16 protein-coding genes are annotated in these 16,189 nt (G+C 71.8%); 15 read left to right on the top strand and 1 reads right to left on the bottom strand.

Annotated elements, in window-relative coordinates; translation table 11 throughout:
* Positions 1–91: 91 nt before the first annotated feature.
* On the top strand, positions 92–1,096 hold the full coding sequence (locus INTCA_RS14050) for a hypothetical protein (protein ID WP_013493595.1): 1,005 nt from the start codon (positions 92–94) through the stop codon (positions 1,094–1,096).
* 87 nt (positions 1,097–1,183) lie between these two features.
* On the opposite strand, the gene INTCA_RS14045 is transcribed toward INTCA_RS14050, so the two are convergent.
* Positions 1,184–1,867 (bottom strand): LysE/ArgO family amino acid transporter, encoded by a 684-nt coding sequence (locus tag INTCA_RS14045; RefSeq protein ID WP_013493594.1) that lies wholly within the window; start codon positions 1,865–1,867, stop codon positions 1,184–1,186.
* Between the two features lie 70 nt (positions 1,868–1,937).
* Between INTCA_RS14045 and INTCA_RS14040 the strand changes: the two genes are divergently transcribed.
* From INTCA_RS14040 to INTCA_RS13975, 14 genes are all read left to right on the top strand, one after another.
* The gene (locus INTCA_RS14040; protein ID WP_013493593.1) at positions 1,938–2,816 is read left to right on the top strand and encodes a LysR family transcriptional regulator ArgP; all 879 of its coding nucleotides are present in this window, start codon (positions 1,938–1,940) and stop codon (positions 2,814–2,816) included.
* Between the two features lie 173 nt (positions 2,817–2,989).
* Positions 2,990–3,994: an ABC transporter ATP-binding protein gene (locus INTCA_RS14035; protein WP_013493592.1), complete on the top strand. Its 1,005-nt coding sequence runs from the start codon at positions 2,990–2,992 to the stop codon at positions 3,992–3,994.
* Positions 3,994–4,764, top strand: a complete 771-nt coding sequence (locus INTCA_RS14030; RefSeq protein ID WP_013493591.1) for an MlaE family ABC transporter permease — start codon at positions 3,994–3,996, stop codon at positions 4,762–4,764. The genes INTCA_RS14035 and INTCA_RS14030 overlap by 1 nt, the downstream gene beginning before the upstream one ends.
* A gap of 9 nt (positions 4,765–4,773) precedes the next feature.
* Entirely contained in the window at positions 4,774–5,622 is an 849-nt protein-coding gene (locus INTCA_RS14025; RefSeq protein ID WP_013493590.1) for an MlaE family ABC transporter permease, read from the top strand.
* Positions 5,619–6,977 carry an MCE family protein gene (locus INTCA_RS14020; RefSeq protein WP_013493589.1) on the top strand — a complete coding sequence of 453 codons (1,359 nt, stop codon included), beginning with the start codon at positions 5,619–5,621 and terminating at the stop codon, positions 6,975–6,977. Before INTCA_RS14025 ends, INTCA_RS14020 begins: the two co-directional genes overlap by 4 nt.
* Positions 6,974–7,990 carry an MCE family protein gene (locus tag INTCA_RS14015; protein ID WP_013493588.1) on the top strand — a complete coding sequence of 339 codons (1,017 nt, stop codon included), beginning with the start codon at positions 6,974–6,976 and terminating at the stop codon, positions 7,988–7,990. The genes INTCA_RS14020 and INTCA_RS14015 overlap by 4 nt, the downstream gene beginning before the upstream one ends.
* Positions 7,987–9,042, top strand: coding sequence for an MCE family protein (locus tag INTCA_RS14010; protein WP_013493587.1), 1,056 nt, complete (start codon positions 7,987–7,989; stop codon positions 9,040–9,042). Before INTCA_RS14015 ends, INTCA_RS14010 begins: the two co-directional genes overlap by 4 nt.
* Complete coding sequence (locus tag INTCA_RS14005; protein WP_013493586.1) at positions 9,042–10,256, top strand: MCE family protein; 1,215 nt, start codon at positions 9,042–9,044, stop codon at positions 10,254–10,256. The genes INTCA_RS14010 and INTCA_RS14005 overlap by 1 nt, the downstream gene beginning before the upstream one ends.
* Complete coding sequence (locus tag INTCA_RS14000; RefSeq protein ID WP_013493585.1) at positions 10,253–11,314, top strand: MCE family protein; 1,062 nt, start codon at positions 10,253–10,255, stop codon at positions 11,312–11,314. Before INTCA_RS14005 ends, INTCA_RS14000 begins: the two co-directional genes overlap by 4 nt.
* The gene (locus tag INTCA_RS13995) at positions 11,311–12,591 is read left to right on the top strand and encodes an MCE family protein (protein WP_013493584.1); all 1,281 of its coding nucleotides are present in this window, start codon (positions 11,311–11,313) and stop codon (positions 12,589–12,591) included. The genes INTCA_RS14000 and INTCA_RS13995 overlap by 4 nt, the downstream gene beginning before the upstream one ends.
* A 26-nt stretch (positions 12,592–12,617) precedes the next feature.
* Positions 12,618–13,118, top strand: a complete 501-nt coding sequence (locus tag INTCA_RS13990) for a hypothetical protein (protein WP_013493583.1) — start codon at positions 12,618–12,620, stop codon at positions 13,116–13,118.
* 19 nt (positions 13,119–13,137) lie between these two features.
* Complete coding sequence (locus INTCA_RS18770) at positions 13,138–13,755, top strand: hypothetical protein (protein WP_013493582.1); 618 nt, start codon at positions 13,138–13,140, stop codon at positions 13,753–13,755.
* A 54-nt stretch (positions 13,756–13,809) separates the two neighbouring features.
* Complete coding sequence (locus INTCA_RS13980; RefSeq protein WP_013493581.1) at positions 13,810–14,784, top strand: nitrilase-related carbon-nitrogen hydrolase; 975 nt, start codon at positions 13,810–13,812, stop codon at positions 14,782–14,784.
* Complete coding sequence (locus tag INTCA_RS13975; RefSeq protein WP_083807990.1) at positions 14,774–15,817, top strand: agmatine deiminase family protein; 1,044 nt, start codon at positions 14,774–14,776, stop codon at positions 15,815–15,817. Before INTCA_RS13980 ends, INTCA_RS13975 begins: the two co-directional genes overlap by 11 nt.
* Positions 15,818–16,189: the final 372 nt, after the last annotated feature.

The following is a 16,189-nucleotide window of genomic DNA, read 5'->3' as shown; positions in this document are numbered from 1 at the left end:
CCAGCTGGGTGGTCGGGCCCGCCTTTTTGCCGTATGCCGCTGAGCTGGCTCCCAGGGCCGGGCCCGGACCCGCACGGGTAGGTTGGCCACCATGACGTCACCCGCCGCCGACCGCCCGGCATCGGCGCCGGCTGCGCCCTCGGGCGCACCGCCCGAGCCGTCCCGGGGCCGCCACGGCCCGCTCGTCCACATCTCCCACTTCGACGGGGCGGCCCCGGAGCTGAGCTGGCAGCTCCCGGTGAACGGCGAGCTGTACCGGCTGCTGCCCGGGCCGGACCGGCCCGACTACTCCCTCGTGGTGCTGCGACGGCCGCTGCACTTCTACCCGCCCGTGGGCTTCGACCTGGGCCGGGTCGACGCCACCCAGCGGGTCCCGGACCGCAAGGGCCGGCCCATGGTCCGGGTTCAGGCGCTCGTCGTGTGCGCCCGCTTCGTCGGCGAGCAGCTCCACCCCCAGATGGCGGACCTGCCCGTCCACGTCGCCTTCGTCGTCGACAACTCGCTCGCCCGCGACGAGCGCTTGGACCTTGCGAAGGTCGCGTACGCGGGGTCGGGGTTCATCTCGGAGGGCCACGGCGAGCGCCTGCCCACGGCCGTTGCGACGACCGCCGTGGGGTCCGTCATCGCGCCCGAGCCGGAGACCCAACCGGGGCCGAAGACCCAGCCCGAGCCTGGGACCCAGCGCGAGCCTGGGACCCAGCGCGAGCCTGGGACCCAGCCAGAGGCCGAGGCTCCGACCCAGACCGGGCCCCAGCGTGAGCCCGAGGCACGTCCCGGGGCGGCGTCGGAGCGGGAGCCGGCTGCCGGCACCGATGTCGCCCGTGAGGCGGCGGTGATCCTGCGGCAGGGGATCGAGCAGCGGCTCGGCCGGCCGGTGACCCGGCTGTCGGCGAGCTTCAGCCTCGGCGAGGACCATCGTGTCACCGGTCTGCGCGGGAACGCCGACGGGCAGGCTCCCGAGCCGACCACGGAGACGTTCGCCAAGCTGAACGACGTGTTCGCGCGGCTCGGCGAGGACCCGACGACCGCTGACGTCCGCGGGGTGCGGGTCCGCCTTGGGCAGGGTTCCGAGGACATCGAGCTCGCCCGGAGCTGACCACCCCCACCGCAACACACCCGCTTACCGCGCGGTCATGCCGTCTGATGCCGGCACCTGCAGACGGTAAGCGGGTGTGTTGCGAGGTCAGGTGGGGGAGGCCAGGGCCGCCGCGACGACGAGCAGCTGGATCCCGATGACCGAGTCCACGATCCGCCACGCGGCCGGTCGGGTGAGGAACCGGCCGAGTCGCATCGCCCCGAAGCCGATCAGCGGGAACCACACGGCGCTGGCGAGGGCCGCCCCGGCTCCGAAGGTCCACCTCCCCGGGTCGCCGTACGTGGCCGCGAGCGAGCCGATGAGGACCATGGTGTCGAGGTAGACGTGCGGGTTGAGCCAGGTCAGGGCCACGGCCGTGAGGACGGCTCGCCGAGCGGACCGTGCCGCGACCCCTGCACCGACCCCTGCATCGACCCTCGCATCGACTCCGGCACCGACCCCTGCACCGACGTCCCCGGCGGCGAGCGCCGAGGGACGGGCGGCGCGCCGGAGGGCGAGGAGGGCATAGCCGACGAGGAAGGCGACCCCGAGCCACCGGACGACCTCGAGCGCCCACGGCGCCCGCGCCGTCACCGCGCCGATTCCCGCGACGCCGGCGACGATGAGGACGGCGTCCGACACGAGGCACACGAGGACGACGGGCAGGACCCACGTGCGAGCGAGCCCGGTCCGCAGGACGAAGGCGTTCTGGGCGCCGATGGCCACGATGAGGCCGGCGCCGGTGCCGAAGCCGGCGAGCGCGGGGGAGAGGGCGGGGGAGAGCAGTGGCACGGGTCCGACGGTAGGGCCGCAACCTGGTCAAGACCAGCGCATCTTCCTCATGGAACATTAGAGTTGCTTCATGGAACTCGACCAGCTGCGCGCCCTCGTCACGGTCGTCGACCATGGGACGTTCGAGGCCGCCGCCGCGGCCCTGCACATCACGCCGAGCGCCGTGAGCCAGCGGATCAAGGCGCTGGAGGTGAGCGCCGGGTCCGTCCTCGTCCAGCGGTCCCGGCCGGTCCGGCCCACGGAGCGCGGCGCTGCGTTGCTGCGCAGCGCCCGTCAGCTGCTGCACCTCGCCGACGAGGCCTGGTCAGACCTCCGGTCACCCGCGGCAGGCTCCCGGCCGCGCGTGCGCCTGCCCATCGTCGTCAATGCGGACTCCATCGCCACGTGGTTCCCCGAGGCGCTGGCGGCGATCGCCGGCACCGGACTGGTCGACCTCGAGGTGCGTCGCGACGACGAGCACGTCACCGCGGACCTCCTGCGCACGGGTGAGGTCATGGCGGCGGTCACGACCGAGCCCACGCCGGTCCAGGGTTGCCGGGCCCGTCGCCTCGGGACGATGGTCTACCGGGCCAAGGCCGCGAGGTCCTTCGTTCGCCAGTGGTTCCCGGACGGAGCGAGCCCAGACGCTCTCGCCGCGGCACCGGTCGTCCACTTCGACCGCAAGGACCGGATGCAGCGCACCGTCCTCGACTCCGTGGCGCCCGGCGCGGAGCCGCCCGCGACGTTCGTGCCCGACTCCAGCCAGTTCGTCGCGGCCATTCGCCACGGCGTCGGCTGGGGCATGGTCCCGGACCTGCAGGATCCCCGGGACCTCCTGGTCAACCTCGACCCGAGGCGCACGGATCGCGTCGAGCTCTTCTGGCAGGCGTGGAAGCTCTCGTCGCCCGCCCTCGACGCGGTCACGGCAGCGGTCGTGGCTGCCGCCGCGGCCCAGCTGCACCAGGGCTGATGGCACGAAGTGCGCACTCGACGGGGTGGGCGGGAGGGCTGGGACCGCAGCCTGGGCGCGGACCCGGCCCGGCGGCATACGGCTGAACTCGTCGGTAACCTCCCGTAACCTCCGGGCCCGCACCTCGTTTTCCCCGTGACCGAGTCGAGACGGTCGGAAACGGTAGGTGCCACATGGGTGTGGAGATCGCGGTCACGGGCCTGACCAAGACCTTCGGCTCGCAGACGATCTGGCGGGACGTGACGCTGACGATCCCTGCGGGGGAGATCTCCGTCATGCTCGGCCCCTCGGGGACCGGCAAGTCGGTGTTCCTCAAGACGCTCGTGGGGCTGCTCAAGCCGGATGCCGGCTCGATCGTCGTCGGGGGCCAGGACGTCCCTCGGCTGCGCGAACACGACCTCTACGAGATCCGCAAGCTCTTCGGCGTGCTCTTCCAGGACGGCGCGCTCTTCGGCTCGATGAACCTCTTCGACAACGTCGCGTTCCCGCTCCGCGAGCACACGAAGAAGGCCGAGTCAGACGTCCGGCGCATCGTCATGGAGAAGATGGACCTCGTCGGCCTGACCGGCGCCGAGCGCAAGCTGCCCGGTGAGATCTCCGGGGGGATGCGCAAGCGGGCCGGACTCGCGCGGGCCCTCGTGCTCGACCCGGAGATCCTGCTCATCGACGAGCCGGACTCGGGGCTCGACCCGGTGCGCACGTCCTACATCAACCAGCTCTTCATCGACCTCAACGCCCAGATCGATGCGACGTTCCTCATCGTCACGCACGACATCAACACCGCGCGGACGGTGCCCGACAACATCGGCCTGCTCTACCACCGCCACCTGGCGATGTTCGGGCCGCGGGAGATGCTCCTGTCATCGGAGGAGCCGGTGGTGCGCCAGTTCCTCAACGCGCAGACCGTCGGCCCGATCGGCATGTCCGAGGAGAAGGACGCCGACGAGCTCGCCGCGGAGTCCGGTCAGGAGCTGCCGCCACTGCCGCCGATCCCGCTCCAGCTGTCCCCGAGCAACGGCCTCCGCCGCCGCGCCCAGCGAGAGCCGGGCGAGTGGTGCCGCACGCACGCGGTGACCCCGCCCCCCGGCTCCTTCGCCTCCGCGGACCACGCCATCCCGTATGCCGCCGGGCTCGCTCCCGCTGGAGCCCTGGCCTCCCGCTCCGGCGAGGTGGGCTGATGGCGACCCCCGTCACCGGTGTGCTCCGGCAGTCCGGCTCGCTCTTCGCCCTGGCCCTCGACGTCCTGCGCGCGCTGCCGCGGCGACCGTTCCAGGTCAAGGAGTTCATCCAGCAGTCCTGGTTCCTCGCGAGCGTCACGATCCTGCCGACGGCGTTGGTCTCGATCCCGTTCGGGGCCGTCATCGCGCTCCAGCTCGGGACGCTGACGCGCCAGCTCGGCGCACAGTCCTACACCGGCGCCGCGTCGGTCCTCGCCGTGCTCCGGGAGGCCTCGCCGATCGTCACGGCGCTGCTCATCGCCGGTGCGGGGGGCTCGGCGATCTGTGCCGACCTCGGTTCGCGCAAGATCCGTGAGGAGATCGACGCGATGGAGGTCCTCGGCATCAGTCCGATCCAGCGGCTCGTCGTGCCGCGGGTCCTCGCCTCGATGCTCGTCGCGGTCCTGCTCAACGGCCTCGTCTCCGTCGTGGGAGTCGTCGGCGGGTACGTCTTCAACGTCATCGTCCAAGGTGGCACGCCCGGCGCCTACATCGCGTCGTTCACGGCCATGGCGCAGCTGCCGGACCTCTGGGCCGGTGAGCTCAAGGCGCTCGTCTTCGGCGCCATCGCCGGCATCGTCGCGGCCCACAAGGGCCTGACCGCGGGTGGGGGACCCAAGGGGGTCGGGGACGCCGTCAACCAGAGCGTCGTCATCACCTTCATGTTGCTGTTCGTCGTCAACTTCGTCATCACGGCCGTGTACTTCCAGGTCGTCCCGCAGAAGCTCTAGGTGGCCGCGATGAGTCCCGTTCAGGCAGTCTCCCGTCCGCTGGCCCGGCTCGCCGGCCGGCCCGGCCGTGGCCTCGAGTCGCTCGGGGCGCAGATGCGCTTCTATGTGCGGTCGCTCGCCTGGAGCGGACGGACGGTCCGGCGCTACAAGAAGGAGGTCGTGCGGCTGCTTGCCGAGGTCTCGCTGGGGACCGGGGCCCTGTCCGTCATCGGCGGCACGGTCGGAGTCATCGCCTTCATGGCCTTCTTCACCGGCACCGAGGTCGGCCTCCAGGGGTACTCGGCGCTGGAGCAGCTCGGGACGGGTGCCTTCACCGGCTTCTTCTCCGCCTACTTCAACACGCGCGAGATCGCCCCGCTCGTCGCCGGACTCGCCCTGGCGGCGACGGTCGGCTGCGGCTTCACCGCGCAGCTCGGGGCGATGCGGATCTCCGAGGAGGTCGACGCCCTCGAGGTGATGGGCGTGCCGTCCCTGCCCTACCTCGTGACGACCCGGATGATCGCCGGCTTCGTCGCCGTCGTCCCGCTCTACGTCATCGGACTGCTCAGCTCGTACGCTGCGACGCGGTTCATCGCGACGACGTACTTCGGGCAGTCCGAGGGCACCTACGACCACTACTTCCACCTCTTCCTGCCCCCGGGTGACATCTTCTGGTCGTTCGGGAAGGTGATGGTCTTCGCGGTCGTCATCATCCTCATCCACTGCTACTACGGCTACACCGCGTCCGGCGGTCCCGCGGGGGTGGGCGTCGCCGTCGGGACCGCGGTCCGGACGTCCATCGTCGCGATCAACGTCGTCGACTTCTTCCTCTCCCTGGCCATCTGGGGCGCGACGACGAGCGTTCGGCTCGCCGGATGAGCACCACCAAGGGGATCGCTGCGGGCCCCCTGACGCAGCACACCCGCTGGCGAATCGGGCTCAAGGCGTACGGGGTGGTCTTCCTGGTCGTCCTCGCCCTCCTCGTCAGCCTGGCCGTGGCCTCCTACCAGAAGCGGTTCACCCCGGTGGTCCTCGTCACGCTCGAGACGAACCGCCTCGGCAGCCAGCTCCAGGAGCACGCCGACGTCAAGCTCCGTGGCCTGGTCGTCGGGGAGGTGCGCACCATCGAGGCGACCCAGCAGGGAGCCCGGCTCGGGCTGGCCCTGGATCCCGAGCAGGCCTCGCAGATCCCTGCCGACGTGAGCGCCCGGCTGCTGCCCAAGACCCTCTTCGGCGAGCGCTACGTCGACCTCGTCCCGCCGGCGGACCGAGCCGGCGTCGAGGGGTCGGAGCGAGCGGCCATCGCCGAGGGTGCCGTGATCGGGCAGGACCGCGCCCGGGTGGCCATCGAGCTGGAGACGGTCCTCGACCACCTCCACCCGCTGCTCCAGACGGTCCACCCCGCCAAGCTCGCGACCGCACTGGGCGCCCTCTCGACGGCCCTCGAGGGACGCGGCGAGGCCATCGGTGAGCACGTCGAGGTCCTCGACGGCTACCTCAAGCAGATCAACCCCACGCTCCCCGCCATCCAGGAGGACCTCGGCCTGCTGGCGGACACGCTCGACACGTACGACGAGGTCAGCCCGGACCTGTTCCGGATGGTCGAGGCGCTCCGCGTCACGAACCGGACCGTCGTCGACAAGGACCAGCAGCTGGCCGGGTTCCTCGTCGGCACCGCCGGCTTCGCACAGACGCTGGCCGGCTTCCTCCGGGACAACGAGCGGCGCATCATCCAGGTCGGCCAGGTCACCCGGCCGACGAACGAGCTGCTCGCCCGCTACTCGCCGATCTACCCCTGCTTCAGCCAGGGTCTCGCGCGCTGGATCCCGCGGATCGAGGGAGCCTTCGCCGAGGGACGACTCCACATCACGCTCGAAGTGGTGCCGCCGCGCGATGCCTACACGGTGGGCGAGGAGCCCCGGTGGCTGCCCAAGTCCGGGCCCGACTGCGCCACGCTGCCCAACCCGCCCGGTTCCCAAGCGAACCCGCACCAGCCACCACCCTCGCGGGACGGGGCGGATCCAGCGCGAGAACACTCCCTCGCACCGGGGCTCACCGCCGTCCCCTCGGGCTTCGTCACGGGCGGGCCCGCCGACAGCGGGACGGCAGGAACGGCGGAGGAGCAGCAGCTGGTGGACGCGCTGCTCGCCCCTGACAGCCAGAGCGAGCCCAGCGGCATCCGGACCCTGCTCGCCGGCCCCGTCCTGCGCGGCACGGTGGTGAGTAACCGATGAGGACGGCAGGGAGCCTCGTCAAGCTCGTCCTCTTCGCCGCGGTGACGGTGTTGTCGACGAGCATCCTCGCCCTCACGATCGCCAACGTCCAGGTGGGCTCGAAGGCCACCTACCGGGCCGTCTTCAGCGACGCCACCGGCGTGCTGCCCGGCCAGGACGTGCGGATCGCCGGGGTGCGGGTCGGTGAGATCACCGGGGTGCGCGTCGGTGCGGACCGGGCCAGCGCCGTCGTCGAGTTCACGGTGCTCACGTCGTCGGTCCTCACCCGCGGCACCGAGGCGACGCTGAAGTACCGCAACCTCGTGGGCCAGCGCTACCTCGCCCTGGCACCGGGCGCCGGTGGCGCAACGGCACTCGCGGACGGGGCGACCATCCCCCGCGAACGGACCCACCCCGCCCTCGACCTCACCGCCCTCTTCAACGGCTTCAAGCCCCTCTTCGCCGCGTTGTCCCCGCAGGACGTCAACGAGCTGTCCGGGCTCATCGTCCAGACCCTGCAGGGTGAGGGCGGCGACATCGACGAGCTCCTCGCGCGCACGGCCTCGCTCACCTCGACGATCGCCGACCGGGACGCCGTCATCGGCCGGACCATCGACAACCTCACGGCCGTGCTCGGCACGGTCGAGGCCCACGACGACCAGCTCCTTTCCCTCATCGACCAGCTCCAGCGCTTCACCAGCGGGCTGGCCGAGGACCGCGCTGCCATCGGTCGCACCCTGTCCGGGATCAACGACCTGTCCGCCGAGACCGCGGACCTGCTCGTGACGACCCGTCCCCTCATCAAGGAGGACGTCGCCCAGCTGCGCACCCTCGCCGCGACGCTCAACAAGCCTGCGAACGTCCGTGAGTTCGAGTCGTTCATCACCACCGTGCCGGGGCGCCTGGAGACGCTGACCCGGACCGCGACCTACGGGTCCTGGTTCAACTTCTACCTCTGCCAGTTCGACACCAAGGGCCCCATCCTGCCCGGGGTCAGCCCCCGCTACACCGTTGCCGCCGAGAGGTGCTCATGAGTCGCCGGTCCATCCCCTTCCGGGAGCGCAACCCCGTGCCCATCGGCCTGGCCGGGCTCGTCGTCATCGCCCTGCTGCTCGTCCTCGCCTTCAACGCCGCGAGCCTGCCCCTCATCGGTGGCGGCACCCCGTTCAGCGCGGCCTTCACTGAGGCCGGCGGGATCAAGCCCGACGACGACGTGCGCATCGCGGGCGTTAAGGTCGGGAAGGTCACCGGGGTCGACCTCGAGGCAGGCCACGTGCGAGTCGACTTCGTCATCACCGAGGACGCCCCCTTCGGTCCCACGACCCGAGCAGCGGTCCGGATGAAGACCATCCTCGGGGAGAAGTACCTCGCGCTCGAACCGGAGGGCCCGGGCCAGCTGGAGTCCGGCACCCAGATCCCGTTGGCGCGCACGGTGAGCTCGTACGACGTCATCACGGCCTTCCAGGACCTGACGACGACCACCGAACGGATCGACACGGATGCCCTCGCCGAGTCCCTGACCGTGCTCGCAACCGAGTTCAAGGACAGCCCCGAGCACGTCAGGACCACCCTCGACGGGCTCTCCCGGCTCTCCCGGACCATCGCCGGGCGCGACGAGCAGCTCGGCCGGCTGCTCGACCGCACCGAGGGCGTCACGGGCCTCGTCGCGTCCCGGACCGACCAGCTCCAGTCGCTCATCGAGGACGCCGACCTGCTCATGGTGGAGCTCGCCAGACGGCGACAGGACATCCGCACCCTCTTCACCAACACCTCGGCGCTCGCCCAGCAGCTCACCGGGCTCGTCCGGGACAACCGCGCACAGCTCGGTCCGGCGCTCCGTGAGCTGCACACGACGCTGGACATGCTCCAGAAGCACGACACCGCGCTCCAGCGGACCATCTCCCTGATGGCACCGTTCACGCGCGTCTACGCGAACACCCTCGGCACCGGCCGGTGGTTCGACACGTGGGTCGCCAACCTCGTCGTCCCCGTCGGCGCCGTCGGCCTGGCGGCACCCGGGACCGACCTGCCTGACCTCGTGCCGCCTGACGCCGGAACACCAGACGCCACAGGAGGAGGCCGCTGATGCCCGGCCGTCACCGACCCCCACGGGTCCCCGACCTCGGCGCCCTGTCCAGCCGACTGCTCGCCACGGTCGCGGCAGGACTGCTCCTGCTCGGCCTCGTCGCGGGGGCGGTCGCGTTCTGGCCGAGCGGCGCCCCGACGACGATCTCCGCCGACTTCACCCGCGCCGTCGGGCTCTATCCCGGCTCCGACGTCCGGATCCTCGGCGTCAAGGTCGGACAGGTCGACGTGGTCGAGCCCCAGGGTCGACACGTTCGAGTGACCTTCTCGGTGGACTCGCGACACCGCATCCCCGCCGACGCGAGGGCCGCCATCGTCGCGCCCTCGCTCGTGTCCGACCGCTACGTCCAGCTGCTGCCGGTGTGGACGGCGGGGCCGGCGATGGCCGACGGGGCCCGAATCCCCTTGTCCCGCACCGCGGTCCCCGTCGAGCTGGACCGGGTCTCGCAGAGCCTCGACGACCTCATGGTCGCCCTCGGGCCGGACGGCGCCAACAAGGACGGCGCCCTGAGCGCCCTGCTCGAGACGTCCGCCGCGAACCTCGACGGCAACGGAGCCCGCCTCAACCAGACCGTCCGGGACCTCTCCAGGGCGGTCACCACCCTCGCCGACCACAAGGGGGATCTCTTCGGGACGGTGCAGAACCTCCAGACCTTCACGACCATGCTCGCCGACAACAACGCGGCCGTGCGGCGGCTCAACTCGGACCTCGCGACCGTCGCGCTCCAGCTCCGCGAGGAGCGCGACAACCTCCGGGGCGCCCTCGAGAACCTCGGCGTGGCCCTGGACGAGGTCTCGACCTTCGTCAAGGACAACCGGAGCCTGGTCAAGGCCGACGTCGACGGGCTGGTCTCGGTGACGTCGTCGCTCGTCACGCAGCGGCAGGCGCTCGCCGAGGCGCTCGAGAACGCACCCGTCGCGCTGACCAACCTCTCGCACGCCTACCATCCGCAGACCGGAACCCTCGACACGCGCAACAATGCCAAGGGCCTGGACGACCCCCTCCTGCTCGTCTGCTCGATCCTCACCGGGCCGACCGGCACCGGGAACTCGGGACTGTGCGACGACCTCAAGCGGGCCGTCGAGCCCCGGCTGCCCCAGTTGTCCGCGGTCCCCGAGGGCAGCACCCTTCGCGGGGAGCCGCAGCCGGGTGGACTCGTCGACGTCAGGGGCGCGGACCCCACGCTCGGCGGGCTGCTGGGAGGTGCCCGATGAGGACGTCGCAGCGGTCCCGCGGGGCCCTCGCTGCCCTCGTGGTCGGTGTCACCGCCGGGGTGGCGGGGTGCAGCGCAGCCGACCTCCCGCTCCCGGGCGGAGCCGGCACGGGCTCCGACTCCTACGCGGTGACCGTCGAGTTCGCCGACGTGCTGGACCTCGTGCCGCAGTCCTCGGTCAAGGTCAACCAGGTGACGGTCGGGTCGGTCGAAGCCATCGAGGTCGTCGGGTGGACGGCCGTCGTGCGGCTGCGACTGCCCGCCAGCCTCGTCCTGCCGGACAACACCGTGGCCGAGCTCCAGCAGACCTCCCTGCTCGGTGAGAAGTACGTCTCGCTCGCCGAGCCCACGGACGCTCCCCCGACCGGGCGACTCGCGGAAGGGGACCGCATCCCGCTCGACCGCTCCGCCCGCCACCCCGAGATCGAGGAGGTCCTCGGCGCGATGTCCCTCCTCCTCAACGGCGGGGGCGTCGCCCAGCTCAAGACGATCGAGGTGGAGCTGAACCACGCCATGCGCGGGCGCAGTGACGACATCCGCAGCGTCGTCCACGAGCTCGGCACCTTCATCGGCGGGCTCGACGACCAGAAGGCCGACATCGTCCGGGCCATCGACAGCCTCGACGGGCTGGCCGACACCCTCTCCGAGAACCAGGACACCATCGCAGCCGCCCTCGACGAGCTGCCCAAGGGCCTCAAGGTCCTGGCCGACCAGCGAGAGCAGCTCACCGCGATGCTCACCGCGCTAGCCGACCTCGGTGAGGTGGGGACCCGGGTCATCCGCGGCTCGCGCGAGGACCTCGAGGCCAACCTCCGCGCCCTCGAACCGATCCTCACCCGGCTCAACGAGGCCGGGGACAGCCTGCCCCAGTCCTACCAGCTGCTGCTCACCTACCCCTTCCCGGCGTCCTCGGCCGCCGCGATCAAGGGCGACTTCACCAACCTCTGGGTCACCCTCGACACCGACGTGCAGGGCCTCGCCGACGGCATGGGCGTGGCCCGCCCACCCGACGGGTCGGGCTCCTGGACAGCACTCTTCGACAGCGAGGTCTCCCGATGATCACCCGCGGCGTGCGCGTCCGTCTCGCAGCCTTCCTCCTGCTGTCCCTCGGCCTCGTGTCCGTCCTCTCGGCGAGCTACGTCGGCCTCACCGACAAGGTGCTCGGCGGCAGCTACGTCGTCTCGGCGGACCTCGCCGACTCGGGCGGGATCTTCGTCGGCGCCGAGGTCACCTACCGCGGGGTGACCGTCGGCAGTGTCGAAGGACTGCGGCTCAACGGCGACGGCGTCCTCGTCGACGCGCGGCTCGACCGCGGCACCGAGGTTCCCGCAGACACCAGGGCCGTCGTCGAGAACCGCTCCGCCGTGGGGGAGCAGTACCTCGACCTCCAGCCGCGCCGCGACGGCGGCCCCTTCCTCGCCGCGGGCGACGTCATCCCCAGGGCCAGCACGGCCACCCCCCTGCGGATCGACCGGCTCCTCACGCACGTCAACCGGACGGTGAAGTCGGTCCCCCAGGAGTCGCTCGTCACGACCATCGACGAGCTCGCCGCGGCGTTCCGGGGCGGTGGGGCGGACCTGCAACGGCTCATCGACTCCGGCAACAGCCTCACCCGCGCGGCGGCGGACGCCCTCCCGGAGACCGTCCGGCTCATCGACGACGGGCGGATCGTGCTGCGCACCCAGGTGGCCGGGGCCGACGACCTGCGGACGACGGTCACGGGCTTCGCGGACGTCACGGATGCCCTGCGGCTCGCCGACCCGGACCTCCGCGTCGTCCTCGACCGCGGGGCGCTCGCGGCCGACGAGCTCGACCGCCTCGTGCAGGAGAACCGGACCGGCCTCGCCGCCCTCATCGCGAACTTCATCACCATCGGGAACGTCACCACGGCCCGCCTCGACGGGATCGAGCAGGTCCTCGTCACCTACCCCGAGGTCGTCGAGGGCGGGTACACCGTGGTCCCCGGGGACGGTACGGCGCACTTCGGGCTCGTCCTCAACGCCGAGGACCCGCCCGCGTGTGAGGTGGGGTACGAGGGCACGCAGAAGGTGGAGCCGCACCGGACCGTCGACCTGCCACCCACGAACCTCGACGCCCACTGCGCGGCGCCGCGTGGGTCCGGCACCAACGTGCGTGGCGCCCAGAACGCCCCGCGGCCGACACGCGGAGGCGGCCAGTCCCACCCCGGGTCCCGGGGCACGGAGCCGATCACCCTTCCCGGCCCGGGCGTGACCCCGGGCGGGCCGGCGTCGTTGTTCGTGCAGGCGCCCGTCGCCCCGACGGGTCCCTCCGGGCCGCGAAGCTGGCTCTGGCTGATGCAGGAGGCCGTGCGCTGAGGCACGGCGACGAAGGGAACCCCTCAATGACCACCACCACACCCCGTCGGACCGGCCAGCTCCTCTGGGCCGTCGCCGTGCTCCTCGCACTGGCCGCCGTCATCGTGGCAACCACCCTCGGCCGTGCGGCCTGGGAGCGCGACCGCGGCGCCGCCACCCGCGCGGAGGCCCTCGCGGCCGGGCGCCAGCTCGCCGTGAACTTCGTGACCCTCGACGCGTCCCGCTTCGACGCGGACACGGGCCGCGTCGTCGAGGGGGCGACGGGAGACTTCAAGAAGCAGTACGAGGACGCTCTCCGCGAGCTCAAGCCGGTCGTCGAGTCGAACCGCACGGTCTCCACCGTGGAGCGCGCCGAGGCGTCGTACGTCTCCGGGGACGCCGACTCCGCCGTGGTCCTCGTCGGTCTCGTGGCCCCGACGACCAACGCCTCGGCGACCGAGCCGGAGAAGAAGACGTACCGGATCCGCCTCGACCTCGCGAAGGTCGGCGACTCCTGGAAGGTGAGCACCCTTGACTTCGTCAGCTGACACCGCACGAGCAGCCCGTATGCCGCTGAGCCCCTCCCAGCCCGGCCCTCGCAGGCGCGTGGCGGGCTCGCGACGTCGACCGTCCGACATCCCGGAACCCGCCTCGCGCCCCGCTGCCACGGGCAACGCCGACCGAGCCCAGCGGCATACCCTCACCGAACTGCGGTGGCCCCTCCTCGCGCTCGCCCTCGCGGCGACGCTCCTCGCGGCCACCCTCGTTCACGGGCTGCGCCCCGCGCTCGCCGACGCCGACCGGATGGCCGCCGTCGGCTCAGCCCGGACGACGCTCGAGTCGGTGCTCAGCTACAGCGCGACGACCTTCGACGCGCACGTCGCCGAGGTCACGCCCCTCCTCGCAGCGCCGTTCAAGGACGAGTTCACCCAGGTCGCCCGCACCGACATCAAGCCGCTGGCCGAGAAGAACCAGGCCACCGTCCAGGCCCGCGTCCAGGAGGCCGGTGTCATGGACACGACCGGCGACGGGGGAGCGGGCACCGTGGTCCGGGTCATGGCCTTCGTCAACCAGGCCACCACGTCGAAGGTGCAGAAGACGCCCGCCGTCGACCAGAATCGCGTCATCGCGACGATGACCCGGGTCGGCGACCGCTGGCTGCTCAGCGCGCTCGAGGCGTACTGAGGTCAGCGGCGGGGCAAGGGCACGGTGGGGTGACGTTGGGCCATACTGCGGGGCGTGAAACTCATCCAGGCCGACGGCGTCCCTGAGTCCCCCGCACGAGTCGACCAGCCCAGGACCCAGCCCGTGCGGGTCGGGCTCGTCCAGCACGAGTGGGTCGAGGACCCTGCCGCTCTCGTGGAGACCCTGCGGGACGGGATCCGCACCGCGGCGCAGGCCGGCGCGAGGATCGTCTTCCTCCCCGAGCTCACGCTCTCGCGCTACCCGGCGGACGCCCGTCCCACCGGGACGCCGAGCGACCTCGCCGAGGACCTCGAGAGCGGCCCGACGGTGGCGCTCGCCCGGGACGCGGCGCGGGACTTCGGCGTCCACGTCCACGCGTCGCTCTACGAGCGCGCCGACCAGGGGGACGGGCTCGGCTTCAACACGGCCGTCCTCGTCGCCCCGACCGGCGAGATCGTCGCCCGGACCCGCAAGACCCACATCCCCGTCACGGCCGGTTACTACGAGGACCAGTACTTCCGTCCCGGCCCCGCCGAGCACGCCTACCCCGTCGTCGAGCTCGGGGAACCCGCGGTGCGGCTCGGCCTGCCGACCTGCTGGGACGAGTGGTTCCCGGAGGTCGCGCGGCTCTACTCGCTCGGCGGCGCCGAGGTGCTCTGCTACCCGACGGCGATCGGCTCCGAGCCGGACCACCCCGACTTCGACACCCAGCCCCTGTGGCAGCAGGTCATCGTCGGCAACGGGATCGCCAACGGCCTCTTCATGGTCGTCCCGAACCGCTTCGGGACCGAGGGGCTCATCACCTTCTACGGGTCCTCCTTCATCTCCGACCCCTACGGCCGGGTCCTCGCCCAGGCGCCCCGCGACGAGGCGGCCGTGCTCGTGGCCGACCTCGACCTGGCCCAGCGACAGGACTGGCTCGACCTCTTCCCGTTCCTCGCGACCCGGCGACCCGACTCGTACCGCGCGCTGGTCGAGCCGATCCGTGCCGAGCACCGCCGTGACGAGCACCGTCGTGATGTCGGCTGAGGCTGGCCCGGTGACGACGTGGCGGATGCCCTCCGAGACCGCGCCGCACGAGTGCACGTGGATGGCGTGGCCGAGCCAGGGCTACACCCTCGGGGAGACTCCTGAGGAGGTCACGAGGGCCCGGCTGACCTGGGCCGCGGTCGCCAATGCCGTCATCGGGTTCGAGCCGGTGCGGATGGTGGTCGTGCCGGAGGACGTCGAGATCGCGCGGCGCCACCTCCACGCCGACGTGGAGCTCATCCCGACCCAGCTCGACGACGCATGGATGCGCGACATCGGGCCGACCTTCGTCCTCGGTGCCGACGGACGGCTCGGTGCCGTGGACTGGGTCTTCAACGGGTGGGGTGCCCAGCCGTGGGCGTCCTGGGAGCACGACGCCCGGGTCGGCGCGTTCGTGGCGGGGCAGACCCCGGCGGAGCTGATCCCGTCGTCCCTGGTCAACGAGGGGGGTGGCCTCCACGTCGACGGGCTGGGAACCGTGCTGCTCACCGAGACGGTCCAGCTCGACCCCGGTCGCAACCCGGGACTGACGAGGACCGACGTCGAGGCGGAGCTCGCCCGGACCATCGGCGCCACGCACGCGATCTGGCTCCCGCGCGGCCTGACGCGGGACTACGACGAGCTCGGGACCCGCGGCCACGTCGACATCGTGGCGACCATCCCGTCGCCCGGCGTGCTGCTGCTGCATGTCCAGGAGGACCCGGCTCACCCGGACCATGGCGTGTCGAAGGAGCTGCGCGAGCTGCTCTCCGACGTCCGGGACGCCCGGGGCGAGCGGTTCGAGGTGGTGGGCGTCCCGGCGCCGCGGACGCTGGCCGACGGTTCGGGGCCCGTCGACTGGTCCTACCTCAACCACCTCGTCGTCAACGACGGCGTCATCGCCTGCACCTTCGCCGACGAGCAGGACGAGCGGGCTCTCGGGATCCTCGCGGACGCCTATCCCGGTCGTCGGGTCGTCGGCGTCGACGCACGGCCGCTGTTCGACCGCGGCGGCGGGGTCCACTGCATCACCCAGCAGCAGCCGGCCGTCTGACCCGGCCTCGTCGAGTGTGCACTTCGGGCCACACGGACGGCGGCACGAACTGCACACTCGAGGGGAGGTCACCCAGCGGCATACGGGCCGCTTTGAGGGGGTGTGAGCGATCCGTGACCTGCCTACCGGCGGGAAGGGCTTGACGTGGCGACCGGAGCGGGCCATATTCGTCGCGTTCCCTCGCGGGACTCCCGGTCCGGGAGGTGTTGAGGTCTGCGACCTCCGCTTCTTGACCCGGCTGGACACTCCTGCCCTTTGCCAGTAGGCTAGGCCTTTGCGCTGCCCATGCCCTCGCCCCACGATCCCCAGTCGCGTCCTTCGCCGTGCCGCCAGCACGGACTCCGCCCTGGGACCCGTGTGTCGAGCCATGCG

This window comes from Intrasporangium calvum DSM 43043 (genome assembly GCF_000184685.1).
In the GTDB taxonomy this organism is placed as follows: domain Bacteria; phylum Actinomycetota; class Actinomycetes; order Actinomycetales; family Dermatophilaceae; genus Intrasporangium; species Intrasporangium calvum.
This window is presented reverse-complemented; position numbering and strand designations above follow the sequence as displayed.

Excerpts from the sequence above, each read along its gene's own strand:
- INTCA_RS14020 (WP_013493589.1), top strand. The coding sequence starts at position 5,619 with ATGAGCACCACCAAGGGGATCGCTGCGGGCCCCCTGACGCAGCACACC.
- INTCA_RS14050 (WP_013493595.1), top strand. The coding sequence starts at position 92 with ATGACGTCACCCGCCGCCGACCGCCCGGCATCGGCGCCGGCTGCGCCC.
- INTCA_RS13990 (WP_013493583.1), top strand. The coding sequence starts at position 12,618 with ATGACCACCACCACACCCCGTCGGACCGGCCAGCTCCTCTGGGCCGTC.
- INTCA_RS14035 (WP_013493592.1), top strand. The coding sequence starts at position 2,990 with ATGGGTGTGGAGATCGCGGTCACGGGCCTGACCAAGACCTTCGGCTCG.
- INTCA_RS14010 (WP_013493587.1), top strand. The coding sequence starts at position 7,987 with ATGAGTCGCCGGTCCATCCCCTTCCGGGAGCGCAACCCCGTGCCCATC.
- INTCA_RS14000 (WP_013493585.1), top strand. The coding sequence starts at position 10,253 with ATGAGGACGTCGCAGCGGTCCCGCGGGGCCCTCGCTGCCCTCGTGGTC.
- INTCA_RS14030 (WP_013493591.1), top strand. The coding sequence starts at position 3,994 with ATGGCGACCCCCGTCACCGGTGTGCTCCGGCAGTCCGGCTCGCTCTTC.
- INTCA_RS14040 (WP_013493593.1), top strand. The coding sequence starts at position 1,938 with ATGGAACTCGACCAGCTGCGCGCCCTCGTCACGGTCGTCGACCATGGG.
- INTCA_RS18770 (WP_013493582.1), top strand. The coding sequence starts at position 13,138 with ATGCCGCTGAGCCCCTCCCAGCCCGGCCCTCGCAGGCGCGTGGCGGGC.
- INTCA_RS14025 (WP_013493590.1), top strand. The coding sequence starts at position 4,774 with ATGAGTCCCGTTCAGGCAGTCTCCCGTCCGCTGGCCCGGCTCGCCGGC.
- INTCA_RS13995 (WP_013493584.1), top strand. The coding sequence starts at position 11,311 with ATGATCACCCGCGGCGTGCGCGTCCGTCTCGCAGCCTTCCTCCTGCTG.
- INTCA_RS14015 (WP_013493588.1), top strand. The coding sequence starts at position 6,974 with ATGAGGACGGCAGGGAGCCTCGTCAAGCTCGTCCTCTTCGCCGCGGTG.
- INTCA_RS14005 (WP_013493586.1), top strand. The coding sequence starts at position 9,042 with ATGCCCGGCCGTCACCGACCCCCACGGGTCCCCGACCTCGGCGCCCTG.
- INTCA_RS13975 (WP_083807990.1), top strand. The coding sequence starts at position 14,774 with ATGTCGGCTGAGGCTGGCCCGGTGACGACGTGGCGGATGCCCTCCGAG.